General features: G+C 47.1%; 15 protein-coding genes and 2 pseudogenes. 6 read left to right on the top strand and 11 right to left on the bottom strand.

The window, feature by feature from the left end:
* Window positions 1-111: 111 nt before the first annotated feature.
* Window positions 112-240 carry a hypothetical protein gene (locus JNC77_RS05120; RefSeq protein WP_374830039.1) on the bottom strand — a complete coding sequence of 43 codons (129 nt, stop codon included), beginning with the start codon at window positions 238-240 and terminating at the stop codon, window positions 112-114.
* A 180-nt stretch (window positions 241-420) separates the two neighbouring features.
* On the opposite strand from JNC77_RS05120, the gene JNC77_RS05115 reads away from it, so the two are divergent.
* The 3 genes from JNC77_RS05115 to JNC77_RS05105 all read left to right on the top strand — a co-directional run bounded on the left by JNC77_RS05115 (window position 421) and on the right by JNC77_RS05105 (window position 2,383).
* The gene (locus JNC77_RS05115; protein WP_374830037.1) at window positions 421-1,128 is read left to right on the top strand and encodes a glutathione S-transferase family protein; all 708 of its coding nucleotides are present in this window, start codon (window positions 421-423) and stop codon (window positions 1,126-1,128) included.
* A gap of 196 nt (window positions 1,129-1,324) precedes the next feature.
* Complete coding sequence (locus tag JNC77_RS05110; RefSeq protein WP_374830035.1) at window positions 1,325-1,582, top strand: sel1 repeat family protein; 258 nt, start codon at window positions 1,325-1,327, stop codon at window positions 1,580-1,582.
* 177 nt (window positions 1,583-1,759) lie between these two features.
* Window positions 1,760-2,383: an antifreeze protein gene (locus JNC77_RS05105; protein WP_374830033.1), complete on the top strand. Its 624-nt coding sequence runs from the start codon at window positions 1,760-1,762 to the stop codon at window positions 2,381-2,383.
* Between the two features lie 242 nt (window positions 2,384-2,625).
* On the opposite strand, the gene JNC77_RS05100 is transcribed toward JNC77_RS05105, so the two are convergent.
* Window positions 2,626-4,290, bottom strand: coding sequence for an electron transfer flavoprotein-ubiquinone oxidoreductase (locus tag JNC77_RS05100; protein WP_374830031.1), 1,665 nt, complete (start codon window positions 4,288-4,290; stop codon window positions 2,626-2,628).
* Between the two features lie 257 nt (window positions 4,291-4,547).
* Between JNC77_RS05100 and JNC77_RS05095 the strand changes: the two genes are divergently transcribed.
* Entirely contained in the window at window positions 4,548-5,438 is an 891-nt protein-coding gene (locus JNC77_RS05095; RefSeq protein ID WP_374830029.1) for a uracil-DNA glycosylase, read from the top strand.
* Window positions 5,439-5,454: 16 nt separating this feature from the next.
* Here the strand turns inward: JNC77_RS05095 and JNC77_RS05090 are convergent, their stop codons facing one another.
* Complete coding sequence (locus JNC77_RS05090; RefSeq protein WP_374830519.1) at window positions 5,455-6,366, bottom strand: DMT family transporter; 912 nt, start codon at window positions 6,364-6,366, stop codon at window positions 5,455-5,457.
* Between the two features lie 435 nt (window positions 6,367-6,801).
* Between JNC77_RS05090 and JNC77_RS05085 the strand changes: the two are divergent.
* Both JNC77_RS05085 and JNC77_RS05080 read left to right on the top strand, forming a co-directional pair.
* Window positions 6,802-7,042, top strand: a pseudogene (locus JNC77_RS05085) (PAS domain-containing sensor histidine kinase); the annotation flags it as partial.
* 362 nt (window positions 7,043-7,404) lie between these two features.
* Window positions 7,405-9,141, top strand: a pseudogene (locus JNC77_RS05080) (PAS domain-containing sensor histidine kinase); the annotation flags it as partial.
* Here the strand turns inward: JNC77_RS05080 and JNC77_RS05075 are convergent.
* The 8 genes from JNC77_RS05075 to ccmI all read right to left on the bottom strand — a co-directional run bounded on the left by JNC77_RS05075 (window position 9,125) and on the right by ccmI (window position 20,079).
* Window positions 9,125-12,061: a bifunctional [glutamine synthetase] adenylyltransferase/[glutamine synthetase]-adenylyl-L-tyrosine phosphorylase gene (locus JNC77_RS05075; protein WP_374830027.1), complete on the bottom strand. Its 2,937-nt coding sequence runs from the start codon at window positions 12,059-12,061 to the stop codon at window positions 9,125-9,127. The pseudogene JNC77_RS05080 and the gene JNC77_RS05075 overlap by 17 nt on opposite strands.
* Before the next feature lie 25 nt (window positions 12,062-12,086).
* Window positions 12,087-13,499, bottom strand: a complete 1,413-nt coding sequence (locus JNC77_RS05070) for a sensor histidine kinase (protein WP_374830025.1) — start codon at window positions 13,497-13,499, stop codon at window positions 12,087-12,089.
* A 9-nt stretch (window positions 13,500-13,508) separates the two neighbouring features.
* The gene (locus JNC77_RS05065; protein WP_374830023.1) at window positions 13,509-14,207 is read right to left on the bottom strand and encodes a response regulator transcription factor; all 699 of its coding nucleotides are present in this window, start codon (window positions 14,205-14,207) and stop codon (window positions 13,509-13,511) included.
* 65 nt (window positions 14,208-14,272) lie between these two features.
* Window positions 14,273-15,802, bottom strand: a complete 1,530-nt coding sequence (locus tag JNC77_RS05060) for a Do family serine endopeptidase (protein WP_374830021.1) — start codon at window positions 15,800-15,802, stop codon at window positions 14,273-14,275.
* Window positions 15,803-15,914: 112 nt separating this feature from the next.
* Window positions 15,915-16,400, bottom strand: coding sequence for a cytochrome c-type biogenesis protein (locus tag JNC77_RS05055; RefSeq protein WP_374830019.1), 486 nt, complete (start codon window positions 16,398-16,400; stop codon window positions 15,915-15,917).
* On the bottom strand, window positions 16,400-18,400 hold the full coding sequence (locus JNC77_RS05050; protein WP_374830018.1) for a heme lyase CcmF/NrfE family subunit: 2,001 nt from the start codon (window positions 18,398-18,400) through the stop codon (window positions 16,400-16,402). Before JNC77_RS05050 ends, JNC77_RS05055 begins: the two co-directional genes overlap by 1 nt.
* Window positions 18,401-18,409: 9 nt before the next feature.
* Window positions 18,410-18,847 (bottom strand): cytochrome c maturation protein CcmE, encoded by a 438-nt coding sequence (gene ccmE, locus JNC77_RS05045; RefSeq protein ID WP_374830517.1) that lies wholly within the window; start codon window positions 18,845-18,847, stop codon window positions 18,410-18,412.
* A gap of 68 nt (window positions 18,848-18,915) precedes the next feature.
* Window positions 18,916-20,079 carry a c-type cytochrome biogenesis protein CcmI gene (gene ccmI, locus JNC77_RS05040; RefSeq protein WP_374830016.1) on the bottom strand — a complete coding sequence of 388 codons (1,164 nt, stop codon included), beginning with the start codon at window positions 20,077-20,079 and terminating at the stop codon, window positions 18,916-18,918.
* Window positions 20,080-20,129 lie beyond the last annotated feature (50 nt).

The raw sequence follows: 20,129 nt of genomic DNA, 5'->3' as shown, positions 1-20,129 counted from the left end.
TGGCAGGCTAGGCAGAATTCAACAATGCGAAAGAAGCAGACGGGCCAATAAAGACAGTGCAAAAAATCAACATACGCACCATTAAAGCGAGGTAGGAAATGGCTGCACTGATCATGGCAGCATCTTTATATGGTTAAAGGCCACCAATTGCATATGACCATCAAATTTGCCGATAGTGCTCAGTGAAACCAGCACAATCCCTGCAAATAATAAAACGGCAATGACAGATTTATTCAGCATATTAATCCCCTTTCCGACGATATGACACCATCATAGAAAAGCGGCATGAACCTTTTCTGAGACTGGCATTCATGCAGCATTCATATTGTTTAAAAAGCAAAATAGTTGTGCACGCCCCTTGCGTGATGAAATACAGCACATATGTTCAAACCATATCGAAGCCATAATCGGGAGTTTCTCATGACTACGCAGACCAAACCTATTGAGCTTTATTATTGGCCGACACCCAATGGCTGGAAAATCAGCATTATGCTGGAAGAACTGGGCGTTCCTTACGAGGTCAAATATATCAATATCGGCAAAGGCGATCAGTTTGAGCCGTCCTTCCTCAAAATTGCACCCAACAACCGCATGCCGGCTATTATTGATCCTGAAGGTCCAGACGGAAAACCGATTTCCGTTTTTGAATCCGGGGCAATTCTGCAATATCTCGGCCGCAAATTTAACCGCTTCTATCCAAGCGATGAACGTGCCCGTGTAGCCGTTGATGAGTGGTTGATGTGGCAGATGGGGGGACTTGGACCTATGTCCGGTCAGGCGGGACATTTCCGTGTTTATGCGCCTGAAAAGGTACAATACGGCATTGAACGCTATACCAATGAAGTTAATCGTCTTTATGGTGTGCTGAACCGACAGTTGGAAGGCAAAGATTACATTGCCGGAGATTATTCAATTGCCGACATGGCCTGTGTTGGCTGGGTCAGTGCCTATAAGAATTATGCTCAGAAACTGGAAGATTTCCCAAATCTGAAACGCTGGTATGAACATATGCTCACCCGTTCAGCTGTTCAGCGCGGTATGGAAATTGGCAAGGCGGAACGTGAAAAATCCAACCTTGCTACTGATAAGCAGGCACAAAGCATATTATTTGGACAAAAAGCGAAATAACCAGCATTAAAACCTGTCTTGAATATAAGCGCCGTATTCTCCGATATGGCGCTTTTACAATTTGTGCCAACTGCACTCACCAAATGTTAAGCATTCCATTTAACCCGCCGTTTAATCCCGCACATTTATAATTCCTGCTGTCGAAGATCCGCTTAAACAAAAACAGTTTTTTGTTATTCAACAGGAATATGAGACGATGACACATTTTAAAAAGCCTGTCCGGCATGAAGATATAGTCACCGAAGATCAAATCCTTTTTGAGATGGGTGTCATGTACGCGACTGGACGTGATTGCGAAATAAATGTCGTTGAAGCGCATAAATGGCTGAATATTGCAGCAATACGCGGCCATAAACAGGCTGCTGACTTGCGCAGCCAATTGGCGCGTACCATGTCAAAAACAGAATTGGCTTCTGCTTTACATGAAGCACGCAAATGGATGATCATGCATTAGGCTATATCAATATTCTATAAAATGTATAAAATACTTATAGATAAGTACTATATGCATAATGCTGTTTAATAAAACTCATTCTAAAATAGCAATATTATTGAAATTAACGCCTGACGACCTTGTCGTATCTCCTGAGAAGGACATATAATAACGGCAATTTAAAACAGGAGTTTTATTATGCTTATTCGTTCACTTGCAGGCTTGGCTGGAACAGCAGTTGTTGCAACAATCGCTGTTATGGCTTTAAACACTCCTGCTAATGCACTGACCATGCAGGAATGCAGTGCAAAATATCAGGCAGCGAAAGATGCCGGCACTTTGGGTGGCCTCAACTGGAATGAATATCGTAAAGCTCAGTGCGGAACTGAGACACCAGCACAAGCTCCGGCTAAAAAGGCTGCTCCGGCCAAAGCTGCCGCAGCAACCGCGCCCAAAAGCCTCACCATGCAGCAATGCGGTGCCAAATATCAGGCAGCCAAAGATGCTGGCATTGATAATGGTATGAAATGGAATGATTTCCGTAAGGCAGAATGTGGCCCGGGCGCTGATCTTACCGCTTTGAGCACTGATGGTGATCGCGAACCTCCTGCACCGACAACCGCAGCACCACGTGGCGTCACATTTCCGAAAAATGTTTCATCCAAGTTCTCGAATGAAAGTGCAGGAAAGGCACGGATGCACACTTGCCTTGAACAATATCATGCGCTGAAAGACAAAAATGCTCTGAACGGCCTGAAATGGATTCAAAAAGGTGGCGGGTATTACAGCCTGTGCAATGCTCGTCTCAAAGGCACATCGTAAATTTAGGTTACAATCAAAAGGAAGCCGTGGTCAGTATTCTGACTACGGTTTTTTTTATAGATAATTTATAAAACGAAGACGGTAACAGTCATTCAACGCCAGATTAACTTTTTCGCTGGCGTCATTCAACAGTAGCCGAGACGAACCCAGCCTCCTGACAATATTTACATATTGACGCGAGATCAGATCCTTCACCGACATTATCCAGCGGCGGACGAAACGCACGCTATCTCCTGTCAATATTACATATTGGCGTATACAGGTCCTTCGCCGCCTTGTGGCGGTACCCAGTTAATATTCTGGTTAGGGTCTTTGATATCGCAGGTTTTACAATGCACACAGTTTTGAGCATTGATCACATATGTTTCCTGCCCATCGTTCTCAACCCATTCATAAACACCAGCCGGACAATACCGCGCAGAAGGACCATCATAAACGCCGAGCTCGGAAGTGAGCTGTAAAGCCATATTCTCCACCAAAAGGTGCACAGGCTCATTCTCTTCATGATTTGTATTGGATAAAAACACGGACGACAATCTGTCAAAAGTCAGCACACCGTCAGGCTTTGGATAATCAATCTTCTTATGTTTAACTGCCGGTTCAAGGCAGGCTGCATCGGTCTTACCGTGTTTTAAAGTGCCGAAAAGCGAAAAGCCGAACAAGGTATTTGTCCACATATCAAAACCGCCAAGCCCGATACCTATCAACGTTCCGAATTTTGACCATAGTGGTTTGACGTTGCGCACTTTTTTCAGGTCTTTGCCGATATCACTGCCACGCCAGTCATTTTCATAATCAATTAATTCATCATTGGCGCGGCCATTTGCAAGTGCGGTGACAACACTTTCCGCGGCCAAAATGCCCGAAAGGACAGCGTTATGACTACCTTTAATACGCGGCACATTGACAAATCCTGCCGAGCAACCGAGCAATGCACCACCGGGGAAACATAGTTTAGGCACTGACTGCCAACCACCCTCGGTGATGGCTCTTGCACCGTAAGAAACACGTTTTGCCCCTTCGAACACATCCTTGATTGCCGGATGGGTTTTAAAACACTGAAATTCTTCGAACGGCGAGAGATAAGGGTTTTTATAGTTCAGGTGAACTACAAACCCAACCGCCACCATATTATCTTCCAAATGATATAAGAATGAGCCACCGCCGGTTTTCATATCCAACGGCCAGCCAAAAGAGTGTTGCACGAGCCCCAATTTATGTTTGGCCGGATCAACCTGCCATAGCTCTTTAAGGCCGATACCGTATTTAGCCGGTTCACGGTTCGCATCCAGTTTAAAATGCTTGATCAATTGTTTGGCCAGCGAACCGCGTGCCCCCTCACCGATCAAAACATATTTGCCTAAAAGAGCCATACCACGGGTATAGTTGGCTCCGTGTGTGCCATCTTTTTCAATCCCCATATCACCGGTTGCAACACCATTAACCGCACCATTCTCGTCATAGAGAATTTCCGTTGCTGCAAAACCCGGATATATTTCGACACCAAGTGCTTCGGCACGTGCGGCCAGCCAACGGGTGACATTGCCAAACGAAACAATGAAATTACCATGATTATTCATCAGTGGCGGCATCAGCACATTCGGCAGCCGAACCGAACCGGCAGGCCCCAGCAACAAGAAATGATCAGCTGTGACCTGCGTTTTAAACGGATGGTCAGGATCATCGCGCCAATCAGGTATCAGCTTGTTGATACCGACCGGATCCACCACTGCACCAGATAGAATATGGGCGCCGACTTCTGCACCTTTTTCAAGCACCACTACAGATAAATCAGGCGACAACTGTTTTAATCGAATAGCCGCGGCCAATCCGGCAGGCCCTGCCCCCACGACTACAACATCAAATTCCATGCTCTCGCGTTCAGGCAGATCAGCAGCTTCGGTCATTCTTGCCTCCGATTTATTGTTCTCGTCCGTGCCCGATCAGGCCGCATCGTCAGGCGATTTTATTTTGTGCCAAAGGTATCGCAAAAATCATGCTCAACGCCTATGCGTCCTAACGTCCGCAGTCTTTAACTCTACAAGCACATTTACCTCATGTCTCATTAAAGATATTACTTTTGTCTGAACGAGCATGTTGCCCTTGCATTAACACACAGAATTTGCGACCCCTGACCTCAAACAGCTCTGGAGAACCAAACCTGATGACAACCGGTCAAATGACATATGATATGGATGAGCTGCTGCATTTTTATGCAGAATCCGGCTTGGACATAGCTTTGTCTGAAGAACCGGTGGATCAATTCGCAGCATCACAAATAGCTGAAGCTTATCGCAAACAGCAAATGGCGCTAAGCACGCAGCCTGCACCACAAAATTCCGTGCAACAAGAACCGATGCGTTCCCTACAGCCGAGAAATATCGCGTCAAAACCTGTTGCGAAACCAAGATTTCAACCAACAAGCAACCAAATTGTGCCAGACGCGCAACAAATTGCCTTGGCCAAAGAAATTGCAGCAAGCGCAGGCAGCTTGCAGGAATTGCGCGAGCGTCTCGCTGGTTTTGATGGTTGTGGTTTAAAATTTACCGCTAAAAATCTCTGCTTCGAAGATGGAAATCCGGCATCAGGATTAATGTTCATCGGCGATGTTCCCGGTCGGGATGAGGATATGGAAGGCCTGCCTTTTGCTGGCCGTGCGGGTCAGTTATTCGACAATATGCTTCGCTCAATCGGGCTGACACGAGACCAGACCTATCTGGCCAATATGATTTGCTGGCGTCCGCCGGGCAATCGTGTCCCTACTCCCTTGGAGATCGAACTGTGCCAACCCTTCATTGAACGACAAATCGCTTTGGCAAAGCCTAAAGTCATTGTCGGTTTTGGTGGTCCGGTCACCAAGTTGCTGACAAATGCCACAGACACCATCCTGCGTGTCAGAGGCAATTGGTTAGTGCATCATACTGAGACAGGTGCGCAAATACCGGTCATGCCAAGTCTTCATCCGGCTTATTTATTGCGCAGCCCCGCACAAAAGCGGTTTGCATGGCAGGATTTACTCAGCGTCAAAACCAAACTAAACGAAATCAATCAATAACAAAAAGTCATCTTGATCACTGAGGAATTGTTTGCGGTGAATTAGATTTTTGTGGGGGCAGAGATAGTTTTCTCTCGCGTATAATTACAAAAATACCGGCCATCATGACAATGGCACTACCGATCAGCATGGTCACGGTCGGAATATCACCAAAAATCAAGAAGCCGATAACGAGGCTCAAAACCATCGACGTATATTCAAATGGTGCAATCGTCGACATCGGCGCATGGCGATAAGATTCGGTCAGCAATATTTGCGCAATACCACCTGCAAGACCTGCACAAATAAGCATCAATAATTGTTGCCAATTCGGCATGACCCAACCAAATGGCAGCGTCAAAAAACCTGCAACTGTCGAAGTCAATGTAAAGTAAATAACGATCGTAGACGTGCGCTCTTTTCTGACAAGTCGCCTCACCAGCACCATTGCAACCGCTGCCAATGCAGCTCCCGAAAGTGCGGCAACCGCGCCCAAAGCTTCGTCCTGCCCCAACTGACCTGTCGTGAAAATACTCATACGAGGCCAGATGATAATCAAAACACCGATCAGCCCGACGAAAACTGCACTCCAGCGATAAACGCCGACAAACTCTTTCAAAATCACAGCACTGAGCATCACAGCGATTAAAGGAGACGCGTAATTGATTGCAACAGATTCTGGCAAAGGAAGCTTGGTCAGCGCATAAAAACTGCAAAACATTGCAGAAACACCAACCAAACCACGCCAGATATGACTAGCAGGCTCTTTGGTCTTGAACGCCCCCTGCAATTGCCCCTTGAGCCAAAGGTAGAAAAGAATAGAAAAAATTGCAAAAAATGAACGAAAGAATACCAATTGCCCGACAGGAATGTCATCTGTTGCTTTTAACAAAGTTGACATCGCCACGAAAACCGAGACCGAAGAAATTTTCAGCCCGATGCCCAACATAGGGCGGGAATGCTCCGAGCCAGAATTCACGGACGGGTGCGAAGGGGCGCTCAATACGCGAATCCTTTTAGAATCAAGCAGAAGATAATTCAGAACCATTCTACTCTTAGGCCTGAACTCAGACCAAAACCAGTGCGATATATCGCTCGCCGGGCATTTTTTAACGACCTCAACCGAAGCGTTAAAAATAAATTATCTAATCATCTTTATGGTTGATGATGTGTTTATTTCAACAAACTGAATTTGACGGTTTTCAGAAGGTTCGAAAAGGTGAAGTGAAGAATCATTTGGATGGTGATTCGTAAAAAATCGAATCAATTTTAATGATTTTTTATCAAAAGGACTGGACAGCGCGAATCACTTTTGATTCATTAGGTTAGCGGATGTATTACGTCGCGAATCACTTGCAGTGTTGTTGTTTTATGGGGAGCCTCAATGGCTAGGACGGACGCCTATGGCGAGCCGATGGGGAAGCATTCTTCCGCACGGCCGAAATTAAAAAAAGGTGGTCTATCCGGACATGTCAGTTTGCTGGCAGGTCCAGCCTATCGTAAGTTTGCGTCCTTTGAACCGACATTGCGCCGTATCGTGCCGGTTTTGATTATTTCTTTTTTGATCATTCTTGCCGTTGCACGGTTGTTTTCCTTATTGGCTTGGCGTGATGATATCGAACGCAGCAACCGTTCAGCAATTGCCTTGGCAAGCTTGCAGGTAAGTGCCCACATTGATCGCGCACTTTTTACCAGTCAATCACATGATGCGCCTGACGCGGCTGCTATCAAAACAATGCTCAATGAAGCGCGTGCTGCACTTCATATCAATGATTCAATTTCATTGATTGTGGCTGATGAAAATAATCAGGTTCTGACCGGCTCTGGCTATCATACCAATGGTTTGAAGAATATTGCCGAACAGGTTTCCGAAAGCCAACCCTTGCTTCTTTTTGGCGATAAAGCTGGTGTCATGGAAGTCGGCATTGATGGCGATAGCAGTTTTGCATCCCTCACCCATCCAACCTTTATGCGCAATTTATCGGTGCTTGCTTATGAGCCCAAACAAACCATTTTTGCAGAATGGCGCAAATCTGCATCGTTGAATCTCACGCTTTTTGCCGGCACATCCGGTGTGATGCTTGCCATACTCTATGCTTATTTCAGTCAAGCAGCGCGTGCGCGTGAGGCTGATGATCTCTCCCAACAAATCCAGTGGCGCATTGATATGGCACTCGCACGTGGCCGTTGCGGATTGTGGGATTGGGATATGGTTCGTGGTCGTATGTACTGGTCACGTTCTATGTATGAAATGCTGGGCTATCAGGCACAAGACAGTATTCTAGCTTTTGGTGCCGTCGCTGCTATCGTCAATCCTGAAGATGGTGATCTTTACGATATTGCCAAACAGGCTGTTGCCGGTGAAATTTCGCAAGTCGATAAAGTCTTGCGAATGCGCCATGCAGATGGTTCATGGGTCTGGATGCGTGTCCGTGCCGAAGTGGCAGCCGATGGTGATCCGCATCTGGTGGGCATTGCATTTGATGTCAGCGAGCAACATCGTTTTGCGCAAGCGACAGCCGAAGCCGATATGCGCATCCGCGAAGCGATTGAAAATATTTCCGAGGCTTTCGTGCTTTGGGATGCAAAAGATCGCCTGGTGATGTCCAATTCAAAATATAATGAATATGCTGGCCTTGAAGCATCCGCACTCAAACCCGGCGTTAAGCGTCAGCAAATCGAGCCACTGGTTCGTCCGGTTGCGTTTGAGCGTCGGATGGCGAATGAACACAATCGTGCCGGAGCCGAAACTTATGAGCGCCAATTAAGTGACGGCCGTTGGTTGCAGGTCAACGAACGACCCACCCAAGACGGCGGTATGGTTTCTATCGGTACTGATATTACCCAATTGAAATTGCATCAGGAACGCATGGTGGAAAGCGAACGCCGCTTGATGGCGACCATTCATGATCTGTCTGTTGCCCGTAAAAGTGAAAAAGATCGTGTCCGTGAATTGTCTGAACTGGCACGCAAATATGCAGCAGAAAAAGAACGTGCGGAAGGTGCAAACCGTGCCAAATCAGAATTTTTGGCCAATATGTCCCATGAACTTCGCACGCCACTGAACGCAATTATCGGTTTCTCAGAAATGATTCAGGCTGGCACATTCGGCCCGCTTGGCTCTGATCGCTATGAAGAGTATATCAATGACATTCATTCCAGCGGCAATTATCTGCTGAATGTGATCAATGATATTCTTGATATGTCGAAGATTGAAGCCGGTCAGTTCTCGCTTGATCACGAGAAGATTGATCTCTGTCCGCTGATCAACGAAACAGTTCGCATGATTTCACTTCAGGCCGAGGAAAAGCACATTCAGGTTCACACCCAGATTGCTGATCGTCTAGCGCTCCATGCTGACAGACGTGCAGTCAAACAAATCCTGATCAATCTGCTGTCCAATGCGGTTAAATTTACCGGCTATGACGGTCATATTACAGTGCGCGCGCATCAAACGCAGACTGCTCTTTTCATCACCATCAAAGACACCGGCTGCGGCATTCCAAAATCGGCACTGAAGAAAATAGGCCAACCTTTCGAGCAGGTGGAAAATCAATTCACCAAATCTCACACAGGTTCCGGCCTCGGATTGGCGATTTCACGCTCGCTGGCAGAACTCCATGGTGGCACCCTGCGCATCCGCTCAACCGAAGGTATCGGCACCATTGTTTGTGTTCGTATTCCTGATCGCTCTGTACAAGCGGAAATTATACAAGCTGCATAAATGCTGCACGGGTATCAGCTGAATATTCATCCAGCTGATATTCCAGCACACGCAGATCCGGCAATTGAGATACCTGACATAAAAGCTCAATCATACCAGGCAAAAATTGTTCCGGATTGAAATCATCACCCGAACAAAGACGAATTGTCTGACTCATATTGGTGTAGAAACGGCAAATCGCTGTGAGCTTCTCACTCATATCAGCATTTGCAAATATGGGCTTCAAAGCACTCAAAATTTCATCTGTAGATTTGCCGCAGGTTTTAACACTCACCTGCCCTGTCAGTGCTGCATATTGGGCAATAAATTCCAGATCAAGCATGCCACCTTTTTTTAACTTGAAATCCCAGATGTTACGAGCTGGTTTTTCCTCTTCAATAAGCATCCGCATTTCACGGACATCCTGAGCAATTTTTAAGCCATCACGTGGCAAGGCCAATACATCCTCAATGGTTGCCTCGACGCGCGTCATGAGCATCTGATCACCACTGATAGGGCGGGCACGGGTCAACGCCATATGCTCCCATGTCCATGCCTCTTGCCGCTGATATTTATCAAAAGAACTCACATGCGTTGCGACCGGTCCTTTATTGCCCGATGGACGCAGACGCAAGTCTACTTGATACAAAATGCCCTCAGCTGTAGGTGCCGAAAGGGCCGCCACCAAGCGCTGCGTCATACGCATATAATATTGTGAAACAGCCAACGGCTTTTCACCGTCGGAATATTCCACATCTTCCGGATGATCATAAAGTAAGATCAGGTCAACATCCGACCCGCTCGTCAGCTCACGACTGCCAAGTTTTCCCATAGCCAGAATGGCAGTTTTTCCGCCCGCAACACGACCATGACGTCTGCAAAATTCAGCCTCGACGGCTTGCAAAGCCCGTGCAACCATCAATTCGGCAAGATCAGAAAATGCTTTACCAGCCCGCACACCGTCAATAGCACCTGTCAGCATTCGAATACCGATTAAAAAGCGATGTTCGGCTGCAAAAATTCGCAAACGATCAAGTATCTCTTCATAATGATCGTTGTTACCTAAAAAAGCATTCAGCCTTGTTTCCAGATAAGAAAGTGTCGGCATCTCGGCAAAAATTGCCGGATCAAGCAAGCCGTCAAATATGTGTGGCTTACGGGTTATAATGTCCGCCATTCGTGGTGCTACACTCATGACCAGCACTAATAAATTCAATAGCCGCGGATTGGATTGCAAGAGCGAGAAAAGCTGAATACCTGCAGGCAAACCTTGCAAAAAACTATCAAAACGTACCAGAGTATCGTCAGCCTGTTTTGTTTCCGCAAAGGCATGCAACAAAGCAGGTGTCAACTCGGTCAAGCGTTCTCTGGCTTCTGCGGATTGCGTGGCACGATAACGCCCGAAATGCCAGCCTCTAATAATCCGGCAGATATCCGACGGCCGCTCGAAACCCATTTTCGTCAATGTCTCAATGGTACCCGGATCATCCCCTTCACCGGTAAAAACCAAATTGCCCGCATCATTTCCAAGTTCAGCCGCTTTTTCAAAAAGCACTGCATAATGTCTTTCAACTGTTTTCAAACAATGAAGCAGGTCTTTGGTAAAATCTTGTAATTGCTGATACCCCATCAAATGGGCAATACCTGCAAGCCCTTCATCATCTTCGGGTAAAGTATGATTTTGTTCATCATTGACCATCTGAATGCGATGTTCGATATCGCGCAGAAAGCTATATTGCTTTGTCAGATCATCACGTGCTTGTAATGTGATCCATCCAAACTCTGCCAAGGTTTTCAGCATTTCAACAGTTTGTGCGCCGCGTAATTGCGGAAAACGGCCGCCAGCAATCAATTGTTGCGTTTGCACAAAAAACTCGATCTCACGAATACCGCCACGACCTAATTTAACATTATGCCCGTGGATTGCGATAATTCCATGCCCTTTATGTACGTGGATTTGACGTTTAATCGAATGAACATCCGCGATCGCTGCATAGTCGAGATATTTGCGCCAGATATAAGGGGAAAGCTCCAGCAAAAAAGCTTTGCCAGCCTTAATATCTCCGGCAACAGGGCGCGCTTTGATCATCGCAGCACGTTCCCAATTCTGGCCACGCCCTTCATAATAATGCAATGCGAAGCCAAACGGGATAGCCAACGGTGTTGAGCCTGGATCAGGACGCAATCTTAAATCTGTGCGGAAAACATAACCATCGACTGTACGTTCCTGCATAATTCGCAATAATCGGCGTGCCAGCCGTGAGAATATATCAACGCATTCATAAGGATCTCCGATATAAGGACTCTGCTCGTCAATCAGAATAATAAGATCGATATCGGAAGAATAGTTGAGTTCAAAGGCACCAAACTTGCCCATTGCCAGAATAATCCAGCCGCAGTCCTTCTCTGGGTTCTCAGGATCCGAGAGAGTTATTTTTCCCTTAGAAGCCGTATCACGCAGCAAAAAGCGAACTGCGGCTCCAAGACATGTTTCCGCCAGATCAGTGATCCATTGTGTCGTGGTAGGGGTGTTGAAAATTCCAGCAAGATCGCAAAGAGCAATCAAAATATGGGCTGCATTTTTTCCACGACGCAACCCAGCCATTAAGCTGTTTTCCGTCTCACCAGCACCACTGCCGCATAGTTTGAGATCAGCAAAAATATCAGCCAGAATAAGCTCTGGTGATGTTTCGTTCAATTGAGCCAGTAATTGCGGGTGACGCAACAAATATTCACGAATATAGGGCGACAATTCAAGAACCGAGCTCAGAAAACCGGCAGCACTTTCATTGGACAATAAGGCTGTCAAGCCGGAAATGTTCTCATCTTGCGCACGTCGTCTCAACGCAACTAAATATTTTTGCGCGATCTGCTCATCGAAAGGTGTCAGAACATGCGTGATCCGATGAAAAAATAAATGCCCTGCCGTATCTGATACCATTTATCACCGTATATATACTGGAAACTCAGCCTTCAGAAGGACGCGGGAATTCCAAAACAACACGCAGTCCCCCTTTGCCTTCCGACAGCTCGTTGTCATGAAGCGTCAGGCCGCCACCGTGCAATTTCATGACCGCTTTGGCAAGGCTTAAGCCAAGGCCTGAGCCCGGTTGTGTGCGACTTTCCTCCAAGCGCACGAAACGTTCTGTCACTTTATCGCGCATATCCGCAGCGATACCCGGACCGTTATCAGCCACAATGATACGTAATATTTTATCATCCACATCCATGGCCACTGTTACTTTAGCGAGCTTTTCATCGGATGATGCATATTTGATCGCATTATCAACAAGGTTGGAAATCGTCTGTGCAATCAGTTCGCGGTTTAACCGTAAAGGTTCTTCACTCACATCTGCCAGTTGTAACTCGACCCCCTCATCCTCTGCCACCGGTTCATACATTTCCACCACATCACGCAGGATAGGCGCAACCGGCATAGTCGTCAGGTTTTCAGCTGAAAATCCAGCCTCAAGACGTGAGATCATTAAAATCGCATTAAAGGTCAAAATCAACTGATCGGATTCAATGATAATGCTTTCAAGTGCATCGCGGTAATCCTGAGTAACCTTCTTACCTGAAAGTGCTGCTTCTGCACGATTACGCAATCTTGTCAGCGGTGTTTTCAAATCATGGGCAATATTGTCCGACACATGTTTCAATCCCTCATTGAGTTCTTGAATCCGTGCCAGCATAATATTTAAATTTCCGGACAAACGATCAAACTCATCACCAGACCCGTTAATCGGCAAACGACCTGACAAATCACCGTCCATAATGCGCTGTGAAGCCGTCGTGACATCTCCAATACGTTTGAGCGCTTGTCTTCCAACAAAGAACCATATCAGAACAGCACCAATGCCCATGATCGCCAAGGCTAACATCAACGAGCGTTGAATAATATCACGGATGCGATCTGAATCGCTCAAGTCACGCCCGACCATGACACGCATACCATTTGGCAGTGCGATCACCACGGCAATGGCGCGATGTTGACGCTCGGTCAGTTGATCGCCATAGCGGTTATAAAGAAATGACCGTTCGACAAAACCATCCGTATCCAGCACACCCGGTTCTATGCTTTCCACATTACCGGCCAGAATGCGCCCTGTCACATCGGCGACCAGATAAAGATAGGCACCGGGCTGACGCGAGCGATAATCGATACTACGCACGAGTGCAGGTATGCCACCACGATTATAAGTCTTACCGATATTGATCACTTCTTCATTTAAAGCCTGACGCGTTTGACCTTCCATCAAGGAAGTGGAAAGCGACGTCATATAAAGAATGATCACAATCGATCCGACAAAAAACAACAACAGATAAAGCGCCGAAAGGCGCGCAGCTGTTGTTTTCATAATCGCGGAAAACCAACTCATTTTGAAAAATCACTTCGCTTTTGCGCGTGGTGCATTTTCGGCTTTTAACATATAACCGGCACCGCGAATTGTATGAAGTAAAGGTTGATCGAAACCTTTTTCAATCTTGCTGCGCAAGCGTGAGATATGAACATCAATGACGTTGGTCTGCGGATCAAAATGATAGTCCCAAACATTTTCCAGCAACATTGTACGCGTCACGACCTGCCCGGCATGACGCATCAAATATTCAAGCAAACGAAATTCACGCGGCTGCAGAGCAATATCCATACCGCCACGGCAAGCACTATGTGACAAACGATCCAGCTCCAGATCACCTACACGATAAATTGTTTCTGCTTCACGCGGATTGGAGCGGCGCTGCAACACTTCCACGCGGGCAAGGAGTTCAGAAAAAGCATAAGGTTTGGTGACGTAATCATCTCCGCCAGCACGCAGCCCCGTAACGCGGTCATCTACTTGACCTAAAGCTGAAAGAATGAGTACCGGCGTTTTGTTTCCCTGTGCGCGTAGACCAGCCACAACAGATAAGCCGTCACGGCGCGGCAACATCCTGTCGACAATCAATACATCATAATTACCGGTTTCAGCCAAAGCTGCACCAGTTTCACCATCACCGGCAATTTCAGTCATGTGTCCGGCTTCAGAAAAAGCTTTCTGTAAATAACGCGCAGCTTCACTGTCGTCTTCAATGACTAAAATTTTCATTTCCGCTCTTTCCCCATAAAATATTGGCGGGCACTCAGACCCGCCAATCCGTTTTTGATGCTCAATCAGCCCTGATCAACAGGCAAAGCCACAAACCGGCTTTGATCGTTGTTTTGCAACTGAAGCAGAACAGCCTTTCTGCCTGACTTTACAGCTTCAGCGATAGCATCATTGATATCCTTGATGGTTTTCACCGGCTTATTATTAACCGAAGCAATCACATCACCAGAACGAATACCGCGATCAGCTGCATCACTATCGGGATCAACATTTGTGATAACCACGCCATCATTGTTTTCTGATGGAACAACGGTCAAACCGTAATTATCAAGGGTTTCACCTTCACTTGGTGTCTGCGTTGCTGTGCCATCGGTATTTTTCTGATCATCCGGCATACCACCAATGGTTACTTTGATGGTTTGCGCCTTCTGATTGCGCCAGATGGTAAATTCTGCAACTTCCTTCGGTGCGATATTACCAACTTTGCGTGCAACATCACGACTGTCTTCAACCGTTTCACCATTGATTGCCGTAATCACGTCACCAGCCTGAATACCAGCTTTGGCTGCAGGCCCGTCAGCTTGCGGTGCGGCAACAATAGCACCTTTTGCTTCAGCCAAGCCCAGTGAATCAGCCATTTCTTTATTGACCGGCTGGATTTGTACCCCAATCCAGCCACGTTCAACCGAACCCGATTTAATCAGCTGGTCAACAACCTGTTTGGCAGTGGAAGCAGGAATTGCAAAAGCAATACCAACACTACCACCCGACGGTGAGAAAATTGCAGTATTAATACCAATGACCTGACCATTCAGATTGAAAGTCGGTCCACCTGAATTGCCCTTATTAACCGCGGCATCAATCTGGATGAAATCATCATAAACACTGGCGCCGATATCACGGCCACGTGCCGAAACAATACCAGCAGTCACTGTACCGCCCAGACCAAACGGGTTACCAACAGCGACAACCCAATCCCCAACGCGGACATTATTGTCATCAACGAGCGCGACATAGGTAAACTTGGTTTTTGGCTCATCAACTTTCAAAACAGCCAAATCCGTGCGCGGATCGGTACCAATCAGCTTGGCATCCAGCTCCTTGCCATCATCCAATACAACTGAGAATGAATCGCCGGAAGTTACAACATGGTTATTGGTGACAACATAACCATCTTCAGAGATGAAGAAGCCGGAGCCTTGTGAAACAGGGCGGGCATGGCCCGGACGACCCTCACCGCGCTTGCCTTTGCGCTGTTCCGGACGCTGTTTCTCACCTTGCGGGCCAAAGCCGAAATCACGGAAGAAACGCTTCAATGGATGACCGTCTGGCAACTGGTCAAAACCTTGACCAAAAAACTGCGGGCCGGAATTGTCTACCGGCTGCACCTGACTTTTCACCCGTACACTGACAACAGCAGGACGTACTTTTTCTACCAGATCAGCAAAGCCCGGCTGTGCAGCAGCAGTCACACTGACTGGATCTGCATAAGCAGAAATAACCGGAGGGAGAGTTAAAAGGCCGCCTGCCACAGTTGCAGTCAATGCAATGGCGGCAACGCTTTTACGAAAGTAAGAATTTTTGACTATGGACACAATCTTCTCCTTGGGAGGGAACCCGATTTAATCTTATGTCAGTCAATATAGGTTGTAGAACCTTACCACTCAATTTCCAACAGATGAAATTTTGGTAAGGTTTAAAAAGATTCTAGTTCTTCTCTTCCATAATTTGCCGAAGTCGTGTTTTTTCGGCTTCGCTCAATGGTTCATTATTAACAGATACCGCTTTCTTGCGTTTGGAAAGTAACAACAAACTGCCTCCCCCAATCAGTAACAGCACCACTGGAAAGCCCCAGAGTAAGATAGTGCGGCTATTAAAGCGCGGCTTAAGCAGCACAAACTCACCGTAGCGATCAACCACGTAATCCAATACGTCCTGATCACTATCACCTGCTGTCAAACGATCACGAACAAGAATACGCAAGTCACGGGCAAGTTCTGCATTAGAATCATCAATCGATTCATTTTGGCAGACCATACAACGCAAACCGGCAGACAAATTACGGGCGCGTTTTTCCAGCGCCGGATCAGACAGAACCTCATCCGGATTAACCGCGAAAGCAGGTGCAATCTGCAATGACAAAAACAAGCTTACACAAAATGCTGCCGCTTTTTTGTTAAACAAGAATCGCATCAAGCACTCCGCACCGCTATTTTGCCGCCTGCTTTATTTTTGGCTTTACTTTTTGCCGGCGCACCAACACGAAGACGGCGGTCAAGCAATGAGATAAAGCCACCCAGCATCATCACCAATGTTCCTTGCCAGATCAGCGTAACAAATGGTTTCCACCAAATGCGTACAACAATAGAACCATCCGCGGCATCATCACCAAGAGCTACATAAACCTGATTGACGCCACGTGTGTTGATGCCCGATTCTGTTGTTGGCATCTGACGTGCAGGATAAAAACGCTTGGCAGCAATGATTGTGCTCAAAGGTTTTCCAGCTTCATTAAGAAGCGTGAAGCGACCTTGATTTTCCGTATAGTTCGAGCCACTGACCGGAGACACACCTTCAAAGCGCAGCTGATAGCTGGAAACTTCGGTCACGTCACCAGGTGCCATGGTCAGCACTCGCTCGCTGCCGAAAGTGCTGACACCGACAATACCAAGCAAAGTAATCCCAAGGCCGATATGTGCCAAAGCAGTTCCATAAACAGAGCGCGGCAAACCAATCATGCGTGAGAATGCAACCTTTGGTGCAACCTTGCCAATGCCAGCTTTAAGATAAAGATCCGTCAGACTGCCGAAAATAACCCAGAATGCCAAACCAATGCCAAAAGCTGCCATAACGGATTCACCACGCGTGAACCAGATCATCAAAGCAATGACAACCAATGTAATCGCGAACGCCGCCATCAGTCGCTGGGATACGGCATAGAGGTCGCCGCGTTTCCACGCGAGCAAAGGGCCAAGAGGCACCGCTATCAGAAGCGGGATCATCAGTGGGCCAAAGGTCATGTTAAAGAATGGCGCACCGACCGAAATCTTGTCACCGGTCAATGCTTCCAACAGTAACGGATAAAGCGTACCAATCAGCACAGTGGCCGCGGCGGTTGTCAAAAATAGATTATTGAAAACCAACGCCCCTTCACGCGAAATCGGCTGGAACAAGCCACCTGTCGTCAAGCTCTGCACCCGCAGCGCAAAGAGGAACAGCGAGCCACCGATGAAGAAGATCAAAATGCCAAGAATAAACAAACCACGACTTGGATCGGTGGCAAAGCTATGAACCGAAGTCAATACGCCAGAGCGAACAAGGAAAGTGCCGAGCAGCGACAAAGAGAATGTCAGCAATGCCAGCAACACTGTCCAGATTTTTAAGGCGGAACGCTTTTCCATAACCAATGCTGAATGCAACAAAGCAGTGCCGACCAGCCAGGGCATGAAGGATGCATTTTCTACCGGATCCCAGAACCACCAGCCACCCCAGCCGAGTTCATAATAAGCCCAGTAAGAGCCCATCGAGATACCACCGGTGAGGAAAACCCATGCAGTCAGCGTCCATGGACGAACCCATCGTGCCCATGCTGCATCAATGCGACCTTCCATTAATGCCGCCACAGCAAAGGAGAAACACACCGAGAAGCCAACATAGCCCAGATAGAGCAAAGGCGGATGCACGGCGAGACCTATATCCTGCAACAGAGGATTAAGGTCATTACCTTCCATTGGCACCGGAAAAACACGGATAAACGGATTGGACGAGAAGATAATGAACAGCAAAAAAGCAGTCGCAATCCAACCCTGAACAGCCAGCACATTAGAGCGCAGCGTATCCGGAAGATTGGCACTAAACGCTGCAACCAGCGCACTAAAGAATGTTAAGATCAACACCCATAGCAGCATCGAGCCTTCATGGTTGCCCCACACACCTGTGATTTTATAAATCATAGGTTTTGCCGAATGCGAATTCTCAAAAACGTTCAGAACTGAAAAGTCAGAAACGACATAGGCTTGCGTTAATATGGCAAATGCTAATGCCACCATGCCAAAAGCCGCAATTGCAGTGGGGGCTGCCACAGCCATCATACGACTATCATTACGCCGCGCACCTATAACCGGCAGAATGGATTGAATGATGGAAAGCGCCAGTCCTAATACCAGCGCAAAATGTCCGATTTCGACGCTCATCTTGTAATCCTACTCAGTCTCTTTCCAGACGCCTTTAGCTTTCAGGCTGTCAGCCAGATCTTTCGGCACGTAATTTTCATCGTGTTTAGCAAGGACACTATCAGCTTGAAAAACGCCATATTGATCAAAGCGCCCTTCGATTACAACGCCTTGGCCTTCACGGAAAAGATCTGGTACAATGCCGTCAAAAAACACTGGAACCGTTTTGATGGTATCAGTCACCATAAAGCGTAATTGCGTACCATCTCTCTTGACGCTTTCCTCTTCTACAAGACCGCCAAGACGAAAGCGCGAGCCGGAAGTCATATCAGTTTCAGTCAAATCGGCTGGTGTACGGAAAAAACGGATATCCTGACTAAAGGCCACCAGCATCAAAGCAACAGCTATACCCAATACAGCCAGTGCACCAAGAACCAAATAGAGCCGCTTTTTCTTTCGCTGGCTCATTGTTTTAGCAATGGATGGGCCCGTTGCAGCAGAGCTTGCTGCGGATGGTTGACGCCCGGCAATATCACTCATGGCTCAGCACCCTCAACTTCAAGATTTAATGTTTTCACATGAGCAAGCAGCAATGAGCGCTTATCTTCAGGCAATAACTTTAATGCCTGTTCCAAAGCAGCTTTTGCATCATCAGGCTTTTGCATAACCATATAGGAACTAATCAGACGTTGCCAGCCTTCAAGGTCATCAGGCTGCGCTTGCAACTTTGCCTGAAGTCCGGCAACCATACCTTCAATCATTTCTTTACGCTGATCATTGCTCATCGATGAAGCAGCTTCGACATCCGCAGCACTAGGTCCCTTTGCAGAAGATGTTGCAGTTACGGGTGCTTGTGCTTGTCCAGGAACCGTTTCACCGTCGATATGACGAATTGCATCCTCAATTTGTGACCGCCACGGCGCATCAGCGCTTGAACGTTCCAAGAACGCTTTCAAAAAAGCCTTTGCTTCTTCATTTTTTCCATCCTGCAGCAAAGTACGGGCAAGGAAAAACTGCGGGCGATAATCATCCGGATTTTGTATCGCTGCTTTTTCAAACAAAGCATGCGCTTCAGCGGTCACCAAACCACCCGATTTCAAAACCAGTGATTCAGCCAGGCCCAAATTGAGGGCAAAGTCCTCGCCATTCAAACGGATCGAGTTACGATAAGCATTGATCGCATCATCAACGCGACCAAGACGCAAATAAATCGGAGCTAGTACATTCCAGCCGCGCCCGTCTTGCGGATTTTCTACCAAATGAGCTTCTGCCTGTGAGACAAGCTCTTCGACCGGCGCACGTTCGGGATTGACTGCAATCCGCTTTGATAACGGTTGGGATGGCAGATCCGGAGAACCTACCGATGAATAAATCCCCCAAGACAATAAAGGCACCAATAAAACGGCAACAAAAGCCAGTATTTTATGCGTCTTGAGATTATCACTGATTGAACGATTAAGAGAAGCATCCTTCTCAGCCTTTAATAGGCGGCGAGCAATTTCCAGCCGCGCCTGTTCAGCACTTTGCGTATCAATCATACCACGGGAAACATCTGCCTCGATTTCGGACATCTGATCCCGATAAACTTCAAGATCATTTTGTCCGCCAGTTTGAGACGTGCGAATGTTACGCGACAAAGGCAGTAAAACAACCAATGTCGCAATAACTGTTAAACATGCAGAAAAAAGCCAAAATTCCATAGCGCAGACTTATGCTGAACCAATATAAAATCCAACCTTAACTGTGCGAT

Source organism: Paenochrobactrum pullorum (assembly GCF_041929845.1).
In the GTDB taxonomy this organism is placed as follows: Bacteria; Pseudomonadota; Alphaproteobacteria; order Rhizobiales; family Rhizobiaceae; genus Paenochrobactrum; species Paenochrobactrum pullorum.
Note: the sequence above shows the minus strand (reverse complement) of the source record. Positions and strands in the feature narration are given on the sequence as shown.